Here is a 14,990-nt window from a genome sequence, read left to right as displayed (position 1 = left end):
CCATAGGTGCGGGGACGATTCCTGGCCACACGCTCCACTACCTGGGAGCTGTTTTACGATCAGGGACGGATCGCGTTTTCGGCGATTTCGAATAGTTCGTTGACATCGTGCCCGGCTTTCAGCGCGCACGCGGTGGCCATGGCCAGCAGGAGCAGCGGTACGACGGCGGGTGCCCAGCGCCCTCGGGGCGGCGGTGCCAGTAACGCCTCGATCCGGGCGGAGACCTGCCCGTCGGTGAAACCCGCCGCGGTGAGGGCGCTGTCGTGCCGGGCGAGGGCAGCGCGGGCGACGGCTTGCGCGGTCAGCCACCGATCACCGGTCGCGGCAGCGGCCGTCTCGTCCGCCCACCGTTCCAGGGCCTGGTCGCAGGCAGCCACCAGCGGCCGGGTCGGCGGGCAGGTCGCGGCGGCCAGCCGCACCGCGAACCGGAAGAGCCAGTGGGCGTGGTCAAGGTGGCACCGTTCGTGGGCCAGCAGCACCCGCTGTTCGTCGGGGGGCAACGCCTTGAGCATCCCGGAACTGACCACGATCCGTCCCGGCCAACCGGGCACCGCCACCGCGGCGGGAGTGGGATCGTCAATGACGACGAGCCTACCGGCGCACGCGGCATGCCGGTAGGCGGGAAGCCAGCGGCGCGCCTCGACGGTCAGCCGCCATGCCAGCGTGCCACACCCGGCCACCCCCACCGCGACGGCGACCCACGCCACAACCGAGGCCGCCGGTGGTACCGGGTCGCCGGCGCCGACCAGGCTGGCCGACCAGCGGCCGAGCGCCGCGACCAGTGGGACCTGCCCGACCAGCAGGAACGTGAGCAGACCGACGACCACGACCCACACCGCCGCGGTGCCGAGGGCCGCGGCGGCCAGCAGGAGCGCCGCTCGCGGGGGCGGCAGGCGCCGGGCCGCCGGCCGGGCGACCGCCAGCAACACGAGCGCGGCCACGCCGGCCAGGTAGATAGCCAGCCGCACCGGTCAGCTCTCCGGCCGGGGCCGGTCGAGCAGATCGCGCAGCACCTGCTCCTCGCCGGGGTTCAGAGTGTCGACGAACCGGGCCAGCACCCCGGCCGGATCATCGACCTGTTCCAGCAGCCCGCGCATCCGCCGGGCGGTGAACTCGGCCGTGCTCTGCGCAGGCTGGTAGACGAACGTGCGTCCGTCCGCCGTCCGGGTCACCACGCCTTTGGCGTGCAGCCGGTTGAGGATGGTCATCACCGTCGTGTAAGCCAGGCCCCCGCTGATGGCGGCTTGTACCTCACCCGGCGACAGCGCCCTTTCGGCGGCCCACAACACCGCCAGCACCTCAGCTTCCAGCTGTCCGGGCCGGCGCCGCGGCCCGTCACCCAACCTGGTTGTCACATCTGCCAGCCTACCCGCCTGTAGTAGTTTGTAGCAGCCATGTTGGCTGCCTGAAGTGTCCTGCCGTCGATCCAGAAAGACACCGATGCCTCCTTTGTCGGACAGCCAGACCCGCAGTCGCGAGCCCTTCGCTCCCAAGGTGCCGGAGATCACGGCATTGTTCTGGGTCGTCAAAATTCTGACGACGGGCATGGGTGAGGCGACCTCGGACTACCTCGCACATGTCAATCTGGTGCTCGCGGGCGCGATCGGCCTCCTCGGCTTCACGTCCGCACTCTGGTTGCAGTTCCGGGTCCGGAGTTACTCCGCTCCCGTCTACTGGTTCGCGGTGATGATGGTCGCGGTCTTTGGCACCATGGCCGCCGACGGGCCACCCATCGGCCACATCGGTTCGACGATCTTCTACCTCGTGGTCCTCGCGGCTGTCTTCTACACGTGGCACCGCAGCGAGGGAACGTTGTCGATCCACAGCATCGTGACCCGCCGCCGGGAGACCTACTACTGGCTGACCGTGCTCGCGACCTTCTCGTTGGGCACCGCCGCCGGCGATCTCACCGCGGACTCTTTGCACTTCGGCTACCTGCCCTCAGGCATCCTGTTCGCAGTGATCATCTTGGTGCCGGCGGTCGCCCGGTGGCGGTTCGGGTTGAACGAGGTCGTCGCCTTCTGGTTCGCCTACGTCGTGACCCGGCCGCTGGGTGCCTCGTTCGCCGACTGGCTCGGCAAGCCGGCGAAAAGGTCCGGCGTGGGCCTCGGTGACGGCCTGGTCGCCCTCGCAGCCTTCGTTGTGATCGTCCTCCTGGTCGGCTACCTGACGGTAACGCGCGGCGACATCCAACGCGGCGGTATCGACGACAATGTCCTCGATGGCCGTGCCATCGACGACGGAGCCATCGGAAGCATCGATCCGCAAGACCCGGCCCTTCCCCAGCAGATACGGCCGTGGTTCCGTCCAGCCGATATCGACTGATGGCTTTGGCCGTGAGAAGTGACCGCAGATGTTGGTGACTTCTGAACGCACTTGTGGATCAAAATCATGATCAATATTTGTGAGTGGTGACCGCGGTCTGAGGTGTCGGTGGACCGCGTGGACGGGTCTGCGGGGCGTCCGGTTGCCTGGGCTGGTGTCAGGCGGGGTCGTGTCGCGGCGGGGCCCCAGCGCTGACTGCCGTGGGTGGAGAGTCGGCGGGGCCGGTGTGGATGATGGCCGCGGACAGGCGCCGGACATGGCGGAGGAGGTGCGCTTCGGCGGCGTGGGCGATGTCGTGGGCGGCGCCGATCGACAGGGCGGGGTCGACGGTGACCTCGGCTTCGGCGCGCAGGGTGTGTCCGACCCAGCGGATGCGTAGCGCGTGGACGGCTTCGATCCCCGGGGTGTGGGTGAGGGTGCTGGTGGCTTTGTCGACGAGTGCGGGATCGACGGCGTCCATGAGACGGGCCAGCACGAGACGGAACGCAGAGCGTAGGACCCCGAGGATCGCGACGGTGATGACGAGGCCGATCACGGGGTCGGCCCGCTGCCAGTCGAGCGCGACCCCGCCCGCGCCGAGGAGCACCGCGAGGCTGGTGAACCCGTCGGTGCGGGCGTGTAGCCCGTCGGCGACCAGCGCCGCGGACCCGATCCGGCGACCGACCCGGATGCGGTGGCGGGCCACGGCCTCGTTACCGACGAACCCGACCAGCCCGGCGGCGGCGACCGCACCCAGGTAGCCGACGGGGCGGGGGTGGATCAGGCGGTCGATGGCCTCGTAGGCGGTGAGCGCACTCGACAAGGCGATCATCGCGATGACGAAGACACCGGCCAGGTCCTCGGCCCGGCCATAGCCGTAGGTGAACCGGGTCGTCGCCGGTCGCCGCGCCAGCGTGAACGCGATCAGCAACGGCACGGCGGTCAGCGCGTCGGCCACGTTGTGCAGGGTGTCCCCGAGCAGCGCCACCGACCCCGACAGCATCACCACCACCGCTTGGATGGCGGCGGTCAGTGCGAGACCCCCGAGGCTGATGAACAGTGCGTGCCGGCCGGCGGCATCGGCTTCCACCACATCATCGATCTGATCCGCTGCGTCATGGCTGTGTCCGCCGGTCGCTTCCGACACCCCGTGCCGCAGCCGCGCCCACAGCCCCCGACCGTGCGCGTGACTGGCGGCACCGTGATCGTGCGGATGTGGATGCTCGTCATGACCGGCGGCATCGTGATCATGATGGTCGTGGTGGTGGTCATGATGATCGAGTCCCATGCCTCGACGCTAACCGTAAACGATCATTGCGGTGGTGTAGCTCCAGCGAAAACGGTGCAGGTGGCGGGGGTCATCACCTGCACGCGGTGCTCTCCCGCGAGAGGTACGCGGCGGCGAGACCCCCGGTTCGTCGCGGGGTTATCCGGCCCGCTGGTGAGGGTCGATCTGCGCGCGGGTGCGAGCGAGGCGGTAGGAGTCGGTGCCGGTCTCGAGGATGTTGCCGCCGTAGGTGAGCCGGTCGACGATGGCGGCGCAGAGCCGCGGGTCGGTGAAAGTCTTGGTCCAGCTGCCGAAACTGTCGTTCGAGGCGATCGCGACGGAGTTGGTCTCCTCGCGTTCGGTGAGGACCTGGAACAGGAGTTCGGCGCCGCGGCGGTCGAGTTCCATGTAGCCGAGCTCGTCGATGCAGAGCAGATCGACCCGGCCGTAGCGGGCGATGGTCTTGGTCAGGATCTTGTCGTCGGCGGCCTCGACGAGTTCGTTCACGAGCTTGGTGGCCAGGGTGTAGCGGACCCGGTAGCCGGCCATCGCGGCCTCGGTGCCCAACGCGATGAGCAGGTGCGACTTCCCGGTGCCGGAGTCACCGATCAGACACAGCGGTAGGCCTTTCTTCACCCACTCGCAGGTGGCCAGGGTGTGGATCGCGGCGGGATCGAGGCCCGGGTTGGCGTCGAAGTCGAAGGCCCGCAGGGACTTGTCCCGGGGGAACCCGGCGGCCTTGATCCTGCGTTCGCTGCGGCGGCGCGCCCGGTCGTCGCACTCGGCCATCAGCATCTCGGCGAGGAACGCTCGGTAGGACATCTGTTCACGAGCGGCGGTGTCGGCGATCTCGCTGAACTCGGCGCGGATCGTGGGCAGCCGCAGCATCCGGCAGGCCTGATCAACAGCGGCGTCGGCGGCGCAGCAGCTGGTCATAGGCCGCCACGGACGGCAGCGGCCGAGTATCGGGGGGTAGATGCGCCAGGCGACGTTCCGTCAACGAGGTGATCTCCGCCGTCGGCTGTCCGCGCGACGCCGACACCTGGGGTGTGTGACCGGCGGTGTCGGCGGCCTTGCGTGCTTCGAGCGCGACCGCGTCGGCGGTCAACGCCCCCGCGGCCAACGCCGCCCTCAGACCGGCCACGACATGGCCGTGGGGCATGTGCCGGTGCAGCAGCAGGACCTCGATCAGCGCCCGGGTCCCGGCGGTGTCGCCATGAACCTTGCGGGCCGCGGCCCACCAGGCGTCATGCGCGGCGGTGAACATGCCCGTGGCGCGGGCCTGGTCCAACGCGGTCGCGGCGGGCAGCGCCCCGAGCTTACGAACCAACGCCTCCAGATAGTGATCAAAATCCAGGCGGGTGCCCGCCTTGGCCAGGAGCCGTTCGTGCCGGGCGACTTCGGTCCGCCCGTCGTAGACCACCAGCTCCGAGGCGTGCAACAGAACCCGCACCGGCCGGCCGATCAACGCGACCGGCACCGAGTAACGGTTGGTCCGCACGGTGATCTGGCTGTAGCGGTCGACCCGGGGAGTGAACCAGCGGCCCGTCTCGAACGGTTCGACCGGCAACGGCTTAAGTAGCGGCGCCTCGACGGCGAAGTGCTCCCCGATCGTGTGCGGGCGCGTCCCGATCCGCCGGGCCTCGTCGTCGGCGTCCCACCCCTCGACCAGCACGTTCAGCTCGGCCAGGGAGTCCACCTCGGGGACCGGGACCAGATGGTTACGGCGAAACCAGCCGATCTGCCCCTCGACGCCGCCTTTCTCATGCGCGCCACCGATACCGGGCTGGCAGTAGAACGCCTCCAGCCCGTAGTGGGACCGAAACGCCGTCCACCGCTCGGTCTCCACCCGCGCCCGGGTGAACCCCAGCACCTGCGCGACCGCGGCCTTGAGGTTGTCATAGCGCACCCGGCCCGTGGGCACCCCGCCGAGCACGCGCAAGGCATGGACATGGCCCTCGAAGAACGCCTCTTGCCCACCCGAGGCGAAGATCCGATGCACAGCCCGGCCAGAGAACGACATCCGGAACGCGAACAGCACACAGGTCACCTGCTCCCCGCGTAACCGGACCACGACGTCGCCGAAGTCGACCTCCACCTCCGCGCCCGGCCGATGGGTCTGAGGCACGAACACCTCGGCCGGCCCCCGGCCCGCCTCAATCCGGACCTGCGGGCGACGGACCGCGACGTAGGCACGCACCACCTGATAGGACACATCGCTCATCCCGTGCTCATCCCGGAGCCGGTCAGCGATCCGCTTCACCGTGTGCCGCTGCTTGCGAGGCGCATCCAGATCCGCCCGCAGGATCCCGTCGATGACCAGCTTGAAAGGATCGATCTTCGACGGCCGTGGCGGCAGCTTCTTACGCGCCTCCGGCCACGCCGAGGACAGCGCCTTCAGAACCGTTCGGCGCCCCACCCCATGCTTGCGCTCCAGCGCCCACCCAGACAGCCCCGCCCGCGCATCACGCCGGATCGCGGCGTACAGCTCGACCCTCGAGATCGCGGGCATCGGCGCTCCCTCCAGAGCACGCCCATGATCCCATCAGGGGTGCGGTCGTCACTCAGCGACACGCCCTTCCTCCAACCACAGGTGCGGTCGTGACCGACGAACAACTGCGGTCAGCTCTCGCAGTCAGAGCCACCACCGCACAGGCGTTCTTCGTCGACCGGCTCGGCGTCGACCCCGCTGACGGGATGGAGCTGGCGGACTGGCTGCTGGCCCCGACCCAGATCCTGGCCAGCCTCACCGGCGGCGTGGTCCTGCACGACCCGTTCGATCTGCTCACCGCGCGGCGCCGGGCGCTGGCCTGGTACCCCGACGATGTCTGGCGGTACGTCCTGGCAGCCGGCTGGCTGCGTGTCAGCCAGGAAGAACCGTTCATCGGCCGCACCGGTAGCCGCGGCGACGACCTCGGCTCGCGCATCCTCGTCGCCCGCGTGGCCCGCGACCTCGTCCGGATCGGGTTCCTCCTCGAACGCCGCTGGGCCCCGTACAGCAAGTGGCTGATGACCGCGTTCGCGCAGTTGACTCTCGCGGACCAGGTCGGCCGGCACCTGCGCGACGCGGTGGGCGCGGCGCAGTGGCGGGACCGCGAAGCGGCGCTGTGCGCCGCGGCCAGTCACCTCGCCGCCGCCACGAACCGGCTTGGTCTGGCCGAGCCCGTCGACCCCGCGCCGCGCCGCTTCCATTCCCGAGACATCCACGTACTCGACGCGCAACGCCTCACCTGCGTACTGACCGAGGCGATCAGCGATCCGCGGCTGCGAGCCCTCCTCACCCGGCTCGGACACCGCCCCGACGGCCCGCTCGGCCATCTCCCCGGCGCGATCGACCAGGCCGTCGACAGCGTCGAGATCCTCACCCAACCAAGCCGCCGCCGCGACTATGCACCCGCGCTTGGCCTTTGGGCGTGAATCTCGCAGCAAGCTGTCCGCGGAGTGGATCAAAATACTGGGCGGCGCCGGCGACTGGGACGCAGGGCCAGATGCACCTCGTGCGTCGGACTGCTTTGCGACGCTTCGGGTCGCGGCTGGCGGTGGTTCGCGCGGCATGCAGGACGCCGGCGGGCGTCGCGCGTGAGACGGTGCCCGAGTGGTGCGGTCGTGGCTGTGCGGAGGCGATAATGGTCAGGTGACCGTCGACCTTCGTGACAGCCGGATCGCCGAGGTGTGCCGGCGCTACGGCGTCGCCGAGCTGTACCTCGTCGACATGATCGAAGCTGCGGTCGCCGCGACGGCGTTCGTCCGGGAGGTCGACGAGACCGCGTTCCTGGCGAGCGATCTGATCCAGAGCGCCGTTCTGCAGAAGCTCCTGGTGATCGGCGAGGTGGCCGGGCGAGTCTCGCCCGAGATCCGCGCGCGCTGGCCGGACGTGCCGTGGCGGTCCGTCACAGGCTTCCGCAACATCGCCGTTCACACATACTTCGAGGTCGACTGATCAATTGTGTGGCGCATCGCCACGACCGCGCTGCGCGAGCTCCAGGAGCAACTGACAATGCTCCTCAAGGCAGAGTTTCCGCTCGTCGCCGGCCAACTCGACCAGCCGCACTGACCACGGCCTAATGGCCGTAGCTTTAGCCGATCGCGACTCGTCGGCGTGCGGCATGCGTCACTTTCGCGGTGCGCCGAAGGCTCAAAAGTCCAGGTAGTAGCCCCGAAGTGGCGATGGCCACATCGAGCCGGACCACGAGTCGATCACTTAAGCGATGGCCATTGGACCACGGCCACATCGCCCTGGGTGTGGACGTACTGGCCGCCAGCCCCTCCTCGGCGCGACCGCGGCCTGAGCACAAGCACATTCCGAGGCGGAACAAGAAGGTCGACGCGACCACGATGCCCAACGATCACGGTCACCAGGCGGCCCGGAAGTGCCCGGAACCGCCAGGTGTACGGAACACCTGTTCGATTCGGTAGATGATGTTCCGATCGGCGCGGTCACCGGGCATCGTCCCTGGTCAGTAGTCGTGCGGCGACCGGACGGATGGTGATTTCGGGACCCTGAACAAAGATCAAACGGTTCTTATTCTGGTGCGTTAGGTCCACCCCCATGACCTGCGCCTCTGCGTCGGTGGCTGCTGCTGCGGGACCCCCACACCCGGCTGGTGTGCACCCTGGTGTGCACGAACTGTCCGTGGGACTGCCGCAGCCCTCCGCTCGGCCACCTCCGCAGCCTTCGCCACCGTCACCTTGGTGTACGTCATCGCCGTGATATTGATGTTGCTGTGGTCCAGGCGTTCCGACACCTCCTTCAAGGTCTCGCCCGACTCCAGGCCGATGTTCGCGGAGGAATGCCGCAAATTTTTCAAGGGGATTCTGGGTAGGCCCGCATGCCGGGACAGCGTCGTGAACCGGGACGACATCAAGTTCGGATGCCACGCCGCGCCGTCCGCCTGCGTGAACACCAGCGGCGTCTCCGTCCAGCCCGGACCCATCGTCAGCTTCTGCGTGGACTGCCGCACATGCCATCGGCGCAGCGCCTCAACCGTCTCCTTGTCGAGGACACCAGTCCGGGCCGACTGCCGGGTCTTCGGCTTCGACCGCCGGGCCTTACCCCCGACAGTGACGATCGTCGCCCCCTGCTGCGACGGGATCGTGACCGTGCCGTCGGCCAGGTCGATGTACTCCCAGCGCAGCCCAACCAGTTCCCCACGGCGCAGACCCAGACAGGCCATCACTGCGAACGCTACCGACAGCGGATCGTTCTGACTCTCGCAGTAGTCGAGGAACCGACCGAGTTGGGCACCGGACCAGGCAAGTACCTCCGGGGTAGGCGGCATGGCCAGTTCCACGTCACTAGCCGGATTGAATTTGATCAACCGGCGTTTCCGGAGCACCGACAGTAGGGCACGTGCGGTCCGGTGGATGCTGTGCAGCGTGGCCTGACTGACCGTCCGCCTCCCGGCCGCGATCTTCGCCTTGTTCCCGGCAAGGATCGCGTTGTACATCCCTTCCAGGTGGGATGCGCGTAGGTCGCGGAGCGCGATGTGTCCAAGATGCGGGACCAAGTACAGGTCAATATGATCTTGATAGCCGTGGAGGGTACTTTCGGCTAGTCCTTTGAGCCTTTTCGCATCCATTACGATCTTGAACCCGTCGGCGACCCTCATCCCGGCATCCTCTGGCCGGACACCATCCCGAACGTCTAGCAGTGCCTCCGCGCGCCCCGCAGCCGCTTCCTTGGCCGTCGCTGCGGTACCAGACGCCTGCCGCCGGTCCCTCCACACGCCGCTCTTCGGATCGATTCCAGGGCCGATATCGGCACGCCACAGCCACGAGCCATGCCGCGGGTTCTCCCGTTTCGGGCACGCCGCGCCGTACTTCTTCCCGGTGGCGCTGTCACGGCATCCACAATTCCGGTACACGCCCGGATAGCGGTTCGCCTTGCCTGCCATGTCAGCCTGCCTGTCCTGGACGTGCCGCAGGAGGAAGAAACCCCCGCTTCCGGGTCTCCACCACCCACCCGCGTGCGGTGTGAATCGAGACGTCGGCTTCATCTGCGATTGATCGCGCTGGCGGATTCCCTCGGCTCAAAGCTTCACGGAGAATTTTCAAAGTTTGTTTTCCTAAATCCCCTCCTGTTCAAGGATGAAGACGGCCTGGGCGAACTCGCCGACCCGGCGTGGGCAGCCGCGGAAGCGGCTGAAGACGCGCCAGTTCTTCAGGACCGCGAAGCCACGCTCACCGGGTGCGCGGGTAGCCGCGAGGACACGGTTGCTCTCCTTGATGTCGTCGGGCAGCTCGCTGTTCGCGGGCTTCTTGCGGGGAACGAGGAGCAGGTCGCTCTCGCCGCCGACGTAGCCCTTGTCCGCGTAGAGGTAGATCGTCTTTTGCGCGGCAAAAGTCCGTCGCCCTGTAGAGTTTCAGATCGCGTGACATGTCGATCTTGGTTGACCAGTGAGTTCGTTGGTTGTCTCACGGAATGTCATTTGGCTTGAGTCTCAGTTCCGTGGCATTTCTTCAGGTTTCGCGCTTTCTGCGCCCGGGTCCGGTTCGCCGGCGGGCGGGCGACGTGCGAGGAGGACGGCGCGGTGGTCACAGCGGGAGACACCGCCGGGCGACCGGGTACTGGCTGGTCGACGTGGCGTCGCGGGCGGGAGGCGGTCCAGTGGGTGCGCTGCTGCCCGTGCCACGCTGAGCCCCCAAGCATGAGGACTACCTGCGGGCCTAGATCGCGCACCGATGAGTTTCTCGCGGCGCGCCGGTCTGTACGCCTGGGACCGACTCACGGAAGGCTGGCGCCATGCGGAAACTGATCTACGGCATGAACCTGACCCTGGACGGCTACATCGCGGCGGTCGGCGACGACATCGGCTGGAGCGGGCCGCCGAGCGACGAGCTGTTCCAGTGGTGGCTCGACCAGGAGCGGGCGAGCGGCCTGTCGCTGTATGGGCGCAAGCTGTGGGAGACGATGAGCTCCTACTGGCCGACCGGCGACCAGCAGCCCAACGCTGCCCCGGCGGAGATCGAGTTCGCGCAGAACTGGCGGGACACGCCGAAGGTGGTGTTCTCCTCGACGATCGACAAGGTCGACTGGAACACCCGCCTGGTCACCGGCGACGCGATCGCCGAGATCACCCGGCTCAAGGCCGAGGACGGCGGCCCGATGAGCATCGGCGGCGCAACGCTCGCCGGGGCGGCCATGCGGGCCGGGCTGATCGACGAGTACGCGCTGGCCACCTACCCGGTCCTGGTGGGCGGGGGCACGCCGTTCTTCACCGCGCTGGACAGCTGGGTGAACCTGAACCTGGTGGAGACGCAGACGTTTCCCGGCGGCGTGGTCCTGACCAGGTACGAGACGAGGCGCTGAGCGCTCGTCCGGGAGTCACGGGCCATATGTTCGGCGGGTGACACCGGAGGAACTACCCCTGGCTTTTCACGCGGGTCCGGTGACCGAGCGGCGAGCCAGAACAGAAAAGTGCTCCTGAACTGGGATGATGAGGATTGTCGAGGTCTTTGACAGATCCGCCGGGCCGCGGAGGCATACTTCGACAAGATCCACCACCACCGCCAGGTGCCGGGATGTCTTGTTGCCGGTGAAGTAGATCGCTCGTTCGTGGGATGTAATCGTCGTTCAGGTCGCGGGGTAATAGCGGCGTCTCGGGTCGCTGGGGCTGGTGCCGATCTCCCGGACGAGTCCGCGTTCGACGAGCCGGGCCAGCCGGGTGCGGGTGGCGCGGGTCGACAGGCCAATGGCTGCGGCGACTTCGCTGGTCAGGGCGCCGTTTTCGGTGAGGGTGTTGAGGATTGCCTGGTCGGTTTCATCCATGGTCGGCGCGGCGACGCGGGTGGTGAACAGCGTAACGCGGAATCGGATGCCGATCTCCTCGAGAAGCGGGGGCGGGAAGCCGGCGTCGAGGCAGGCGGCCGTCATCCGTTGGATGCCGCTTCCCCACTGCTCAATGAGCCCGAGGGTGTGGAAGACACGGCCGATCACCCGGTTACGCAGTTTGGACACCCCTCGGTGGAGGTCGTCGACGGTGAGGCCGAACGGCAGCAGGCCCGGGCTCTCGACTTCCAGCCGGTCGTCGAAGATGGCCACGCGTATCGGCGCGCCGTGCTGGCGGTAGTCGGCATGGGCGACCGCGTTGATGACAGCCTCGCGCACCGCGACCGGCGGGATGCTCCACCGGTCGGCGTGACGGACGGGGCCGATCTCCACTCCGTGCAGACTGTGCTTCTGGATGAATCCGATAGCATCCTCGGTCGCCTGGGGCAGGTGCGACCGGATCTCGACCTGGTCCAGAAGGCGGCTCTTGTTCGTGCCGGCGAAACGCCCGGCTTGAATCCAGGCGTCAGGAAATAGTCGCGCCCTGTCATGTCCGAACAGCAGAACCCCGCCGACGGTCGGGACGGCGCGTCCTTGGTGGACCGTGAGCAGCCGCAGCGTCTCCAGGTCAGCCCGGCGCAGCTTCCGGACCGGCGCGAACGACTCGGAAGCGGCTCGGAAGTCCACCGCTTCCGAGTCCAGTTCCGGCAACGGCTGCTCGTCGTAGGCCTCGCCGCGCGCGTAGCGCCGTAGCTCCTCGACGAGATCGGGATCGGGATCGGCGCGGCGGTTGGTGGAACCGACCCGCACATATACCCCGGCGTCGAGACCCGTGCTGGCGAGGTAGCGCGGCCGGGTGGGGCTCGGGAAGACCTCAACCGCCACGACATGTGTGCCGCGCCAGGCGATGATCTCGATCTCGGGTACCAGGCGCGGGGCGATCTGATCGCTGATCACGTTTGCCAGCCGCTCTTCCAGATCCAACGGCTCGGCTACTCTGCATCGTTGCGGAGAGGGGCGACTCTCGACTACGCCGCTTCGACCGCCCCTGACCGTCAACCTCCCCGGACGGCTCCCGGGCCGGAGCGCCGCGCACGGTGCCTCTCTGTAGGTGGGCGTGGTCGGTCGCGGTCCGCTCCTGCGTCCACCCCACCTACCTCGTCGGCCGCCTCGGGCCACGCGCGGCGGACCGTAGTCGGGCTCGACGGGAAGAGCTAACGCTCTACGTTATACCGTACGACGTAGTAGTCTCTGTGCCATGGAGAACGATCTCAGCGCTCTCGGACGCTACGCCGGCCCGGCGACCTTGATCCTCTCGAGCCTGGCCGGCGGCCCGAAACACGGCTACGCGCTCACCAAAGACATCGAGGAGTTCGCCGGCGTGAGACTTCAGCCGGGCACGCTGTATGGAGCATTGAGCCGGCTCGAGCAGAGCGGCCTGATCGAGGCGCTCGAAGCCGACGGGCGACGGCTGCCCTACCGGCTCACCGACGTGGGGCGCGCTGCTCTGCACGCGCAGCTCGCCGCCCAGCGCCGCATCGCCGACGTCGGCCTGCGCCGGCTGTCCGCCGGATGGGCGGCATCGTGACCAGCGACATGCTGACGATCTATCCCCGGCTCGCAGCGCGATGGGGCTGGCGCATGGTCTTGGTGTCGGTGCTGTTCTGGACGCTGCTGTGGCCTGTGGGCACGATATGGCTGCTCGCCTCACTCGTCATTCGCCGCAGGGCCATCGACAAGAGCCCCGATGCCAGAACGGAGCGACGCGTCGAGCGTTTCCTGTCCTGGTACCCCGCCGACTGGCGGGCGCGCTACGGCGCGGAGTTTTCACAACTGCTGCGCGACACGATCGGCGACGGTCACGGCGGGGTGCGCCTGACCCTGAACGTCATGCGCGAGGCCAACGCCGCACGCGTCGCCTCGACGGGCGGCACGGCCGCGGCGGTCTGCTGGTCGCTGTGCTGGATCCCCCTGTTCCCTCAGGGCATCGTCCCGCTGGTCGTGAAGCTCGCCGGTACCCCCAGCCGCTCGTGGTTCCTGGCTCTGTACCTGCCTGCCTCCTACCAATGGCTCGTGATCGCCGTGATGGTCGGCATCGGGCTCACGATGCTGACCACGGCAGTACGGATCACGGCAATGCGCACGTCCGAATAGGTCCCCGTGTCGGCGAGCCGAAAGCACAGCCGCCCCGTGGTGGAAGGCGAGACGGGGCGCTTGAGCTTCCCAGCCGTTTCGCGTCGTCCGGCCCGTAGTGCCTCACGCCATGCCAATCAACCATGTCCGGCCTGGACCGACCTGGATCGCCCGCATGCCGGACATGTTTGGTGGCTTCCGTACCCCGCTCTCAGACGCCGGTGGCCGAGCGGCGCTACGGACCACGGCCTTCGGGGCCGGCTACGATCGGGGATCGTAGAAGGCGGCGCCGTGCGGCGGATCTGGTGAGGCGCGGGGAGGATCCGCCCACAACTTGAACATCATGTTGTCTCAAGATGCTTGAGAGGTTCCGCAGCTGGTCGCAGGCCCGCTGGAGACCAACTCCCGATGCTCCCCGTGGGCGCGACCCGCGCCAGCACCCGGGGCCGGCCACCCCGGAAACCGCCACTACCATCCCAGGGACGACGACCACGAGCCCCGTGACTACGGCCGATGGCGGGCCAGCCTGCTGCTCGATCTCGCGGAGATCCTTCGCCCACGCCGGCCCGTTCGGAGCCGCCTCACCTATCCGATCTCTGTCGCTTTCGATTCGTTCGAATTCTGGGTATGCTGGTGCGGGAGGTGGAAGATCATGGCCACTGGGGTGTCCGAGCGCACCGTTCTTCCCCCGGACGAGTCCCTCGACGACCTGGTCGCGTTCGTCGGGCGGATCAGCCGTACGGAGAACCACGCCGAACTGGTCGGACCCGACGGATCGCGCACCCTGCTTCCCTCAGCCGTCTACGAAGTGCTCCAGCATGTCGTGCTCGCGATGGCCCGCGGCCAGGCGGTCACCATCGCCCCGCACCACCAGCAGCTGACCACCCAGGAGGCGGCCGACATCCTCGGCGTCTCCCGCCCGACCCTGGTCAGGATGCTCGACGAGGGGCGGATTCCCTACACCCAGCCCGGTCGCCACCGCCGGATCCTGTTGCCCGACGTGCTGACATACCAGGAACGACGCCGAGCCGCGCGCGAAGCCGCCATGGACGAACTGGTCGCCCTCTCCGAGGAGTTCGACGGCTACCGCGCGACCGACAAGCCGTACCACCGAACACAAGCGCCATGACCTTCGCCGCACTGCTCGACACGTGCGTCCTGTTCCCCATGCACCTGCGCGACAGCCTGCTCCGCCTCGCGATCGCCGATCTCTACCGCCCCCTGTGGTCAGGGCACATACTGCGGGAACTCCAGGGCGCGCTCGTCCGCGAAGGCTCAGCGTCACCTGACCAAGCCGGCCGGACAATCGGGCTCATGCGCGAGCACTTCCCCGAGGCGGAGGTGCTCGGCTATGAGCTACTGATCCCGGCGATGGCCTGCCACGAGAAGGACCGCCATGTCCTCGCGGCTGCGGTCAAGGCCGGCGCCGGCCTGCTGGTCACCGACAACATCTCCGACTTCCCGGCCACGTCGGCCCTACCCCACGGGGTCGAGGTACTGACGGCAGACCAGTTCCTC

At 68.1% G+C, this 14,990-nt stretch carries 16 protein-coding genes; 8 read left to right on the top strand and 8 right to left on the bottom strand.

Annotation, left to right across the window (positions count from 1 at the left end; all coding sequences use genetic code 11):
- Nucleotides 1–59 precede the first annotated feature (59 nt).
- Nucleotides 60–968 (bottom strand): M56 family metallopeptidase, encoded by a 909-nt coding sequence (locus NBW77_RS15595; protein WP_131746151.1) that lies wholly within the window; start codon nt 966–968, stop codon nt 60–62.
- 3 nt (nt 969–971) lie between these two features.
- A complete protein-coding gene (locus tag NBW77_RS15590) occupies nt 972–1,355 on the bottom strand; it encodes a BlaI/MecI/CopY family transcriptional regulator (RefSeq protein WP_242605714.1) in 384 nt (127 codons plus the stop codon).
- 85 nt (nt 1,356–1,440) lie between these two features.
- Here NBW77_RS15590 and NBW77_RS15585 point away from each other — a divergent pair, with 85 nt between their 5' ends.
- Nucleotides 1,441–2,325: a COG4705 family protein gene (locus NBW77_RS15585; protein WP_250279925.1), complete on the top strand. Its 885-nt coding sequence runs from the start codon at nt 1,441–1,443 to the stop codon at nt 2,323–2,325.
- Nucleotides 2,326–2,482: 157 nt separating this feature from the next.
- Here the strand turns inward: NBW77_RS15585 and NBW77_RS15580 are convergent, their stop codons facing one another.
- The 3 genes from NBW77_RS15580 to istA all read right to left on the bottom strand — a co-directional run bounded on the left by NBW77_RS15580 (nt 2,483) and on the right by istA (nt 6,083).
- The gene (locus tag NBW77_RS15580; RefSeq protein WP_284346938.1) at nt 2,483–3,592 is read right to left on the bottom strand and encodes a cation diffusion facilitator family transporter; all 1,110 of its coding nucleotides are present in this window, start codon (nt 3,590–3,592) and stop codon (nt 2,483–2,485) included.
- A gap of 138 nt (nt 3,593–3,730) precedes the next feature.
- Nucleotides 3,731–4,507, bottom strand: a complete 777-nt coding sequence (gene istB / locus NBW77_RS15575) for an IS21-like element helper ATPase IstB (protein WP_131746152.1) — start codon at nt 4,505–4,507, stop codon at nt 3,731–3,733.
- A complete protein-coding gene (gene istA / locus NBW77_RS15570; RefSeq protein WP_131746153.1) occupies nt 4,473–6,083 on the bottom strand; it encodes an IS21 family transposase in 1,611 nt (536 codons plus the stop codon). Before istA ends, istB begins: the two co-directional genes overlap by 35 nt.
- 89 nt (nt 6,084–6,172) lie before the next feature.
- Between istA and NBW77_RS15565 the strand changes: the two genes are divergently transcribed.
- Nucleotides 6,173–6,988, top strand: a complete 816-nt coding sequence (locus NBW77_RS15565; RefSeq protein WP_242605715.1) for a DUF4037 domain-containing protein — start codon at nt 6,173–6,175, stop codon at nt 6,986–6,988.
- Between the two features lie 217 nt (nt 6,989–7,205).
- Nucleotides 7,206–7,511 (top strand): HepT-like ribonuclease domain-containing protein, encoded by a 306-nt coding sequence (locus NBW77_RS15560; RefSeq protein WP_242605716.1) that lies wholly within the window; start codon nt 7,206–7,208, stop codon nt 7,509–7,511.
- A gap of 595 nt (nt 7,512–8,106) precedes the next feature.
- On the opposite strand, the gene NBW77_RS15555 is transcribed toward NBW77_RS15560, so the two are convergent.
- Both NBW77_RS15555 and NBW77_RS15550 read right to left on the bottom strand, forming a co-directional pair.
- Nucleotides 8,107–9,180 (bottom strand): site-specific integrase, encoded by a 1,074-nt coding sequence (locus NBW77_RS15555; RefSeq protein ID WP_250279924.1) that lies wholly within the window; start codon nt 9,178–9,180, stop codon nt 8,107–8,109.
- Nucleotides 9,181–9,636: 456 nt separating this feature from the next.
- On the bottom strand, nt 9,637–9,894 hold the full coding sequence (locus NBW77_RS15550) for a transposase family protein (protein ID WP_284346939.1): 258 nt from the start codon (nt 9,892–9,894) through the stop codon (nt 9,637–9,639).
- A 419-nt stretch (nt 9,895–10,313) separates the two neighbouring features.
- Between NBW77_RS15550 and NBW77_RS15545 the strand changes: the two genes are divergently transcribed.
- Nucleotides 10,314–10,880, top strand: a complete 567-nt coding sequence (locus tag NBW77_RS15545; protein WP_131746155.1) for a dihydrofolate reductase family protein — start codon at nt 10,314–10,316, stop codon at nt 10,878–10,880.
- 264 nt (nt 10,881–11,144) lie between these two features.
- Here NBW77_RS15545 and NBW77_RS15540 read toward each other — a convergent pair whose 3' ends face one another.
- Nucleotides 11,145–12,323 (bottom strand): ATP-binding protein, encoded by a 1,179-nt coding sequence (locus NBW77_RS15540; protein ID WP_250279923.1) that lies wholly within the window; start codon nt 12,321–12,323, stop codon nt 11,145–11,147.
- A 274-nt stretch (nt 12,324–12,597) separates the two neighbouring features.
- Between NBW77_RS15540 and NBW77_RS15535 the strand changes: the two genes are divergently transcribed.
- The 4 genes from NBW77_RS15535 to NBW77_RS15520 form a co-directional block, all read left to right on the top strand.
- A complete protein-coding gene (locus NBW77_RS15535; RefSeq protein ID WP_250279922.1) occupies nt 12,598–12,927 on the top strand; it encodes a PadR family transcriptional regulator in 330 nt (109 codons plus the stop codon).
- Nucleotides 12,912–13,493 carry a hypothetical protein gene (locus NBW77_RS15530; RefSeq protein WP_131746156.1) on the top strand — a complete coding sequence of 194 codons (582 nt, stop codon included), beginning with the start codon at nt 12,912–12,914 and terminating at the stop codon, nt 13,491–13,493. Before NBW77_RS15535 ends, NBW77_RS15530 begins: the two co-directional genes overlap by 16 nt.
- Before the next feature lie 631 nt (nt 13,494–14,124).
- The gene (locus NBW77_RS15525; protein WP_131746157.1) at nt 14,125–14,601 is read left to right on the top strand and encodes an excisionase family DNA-binding protein; all 477 of its coding nucleotides are present in this window, start codon (nt 14,125–14,127) and stop codon (nt 14,599–14,601) included.
- Nucleotides 14,598–14,990, top strand: a 393-nt coding sequence (locus tag NBW77_RS15520) for a PIN domain-containing protein (protein WP_131746158.1), incomplete at its 3' end; no start/stop codon positions are given. The genes NBW77_RS15525 and NBW77_RS15520, both read left to right, overlap by 4 nt.

It is taken from the genome of Frankia sp. Cppng1_Ct_nod (genome assembly GCF_920656135.1).
Taxonomy (GTDB): domain Bacteria; phylum Actinomycetota; class Actinomycetes; order Frankiales; family Frankiaceae; genus Protofrankia; species Protofrankia meridionalis.
Note: the sequence above shows the minus strand (reverse complement) of the source record. Positions and strands in the feature narration are given on the sequence as shown.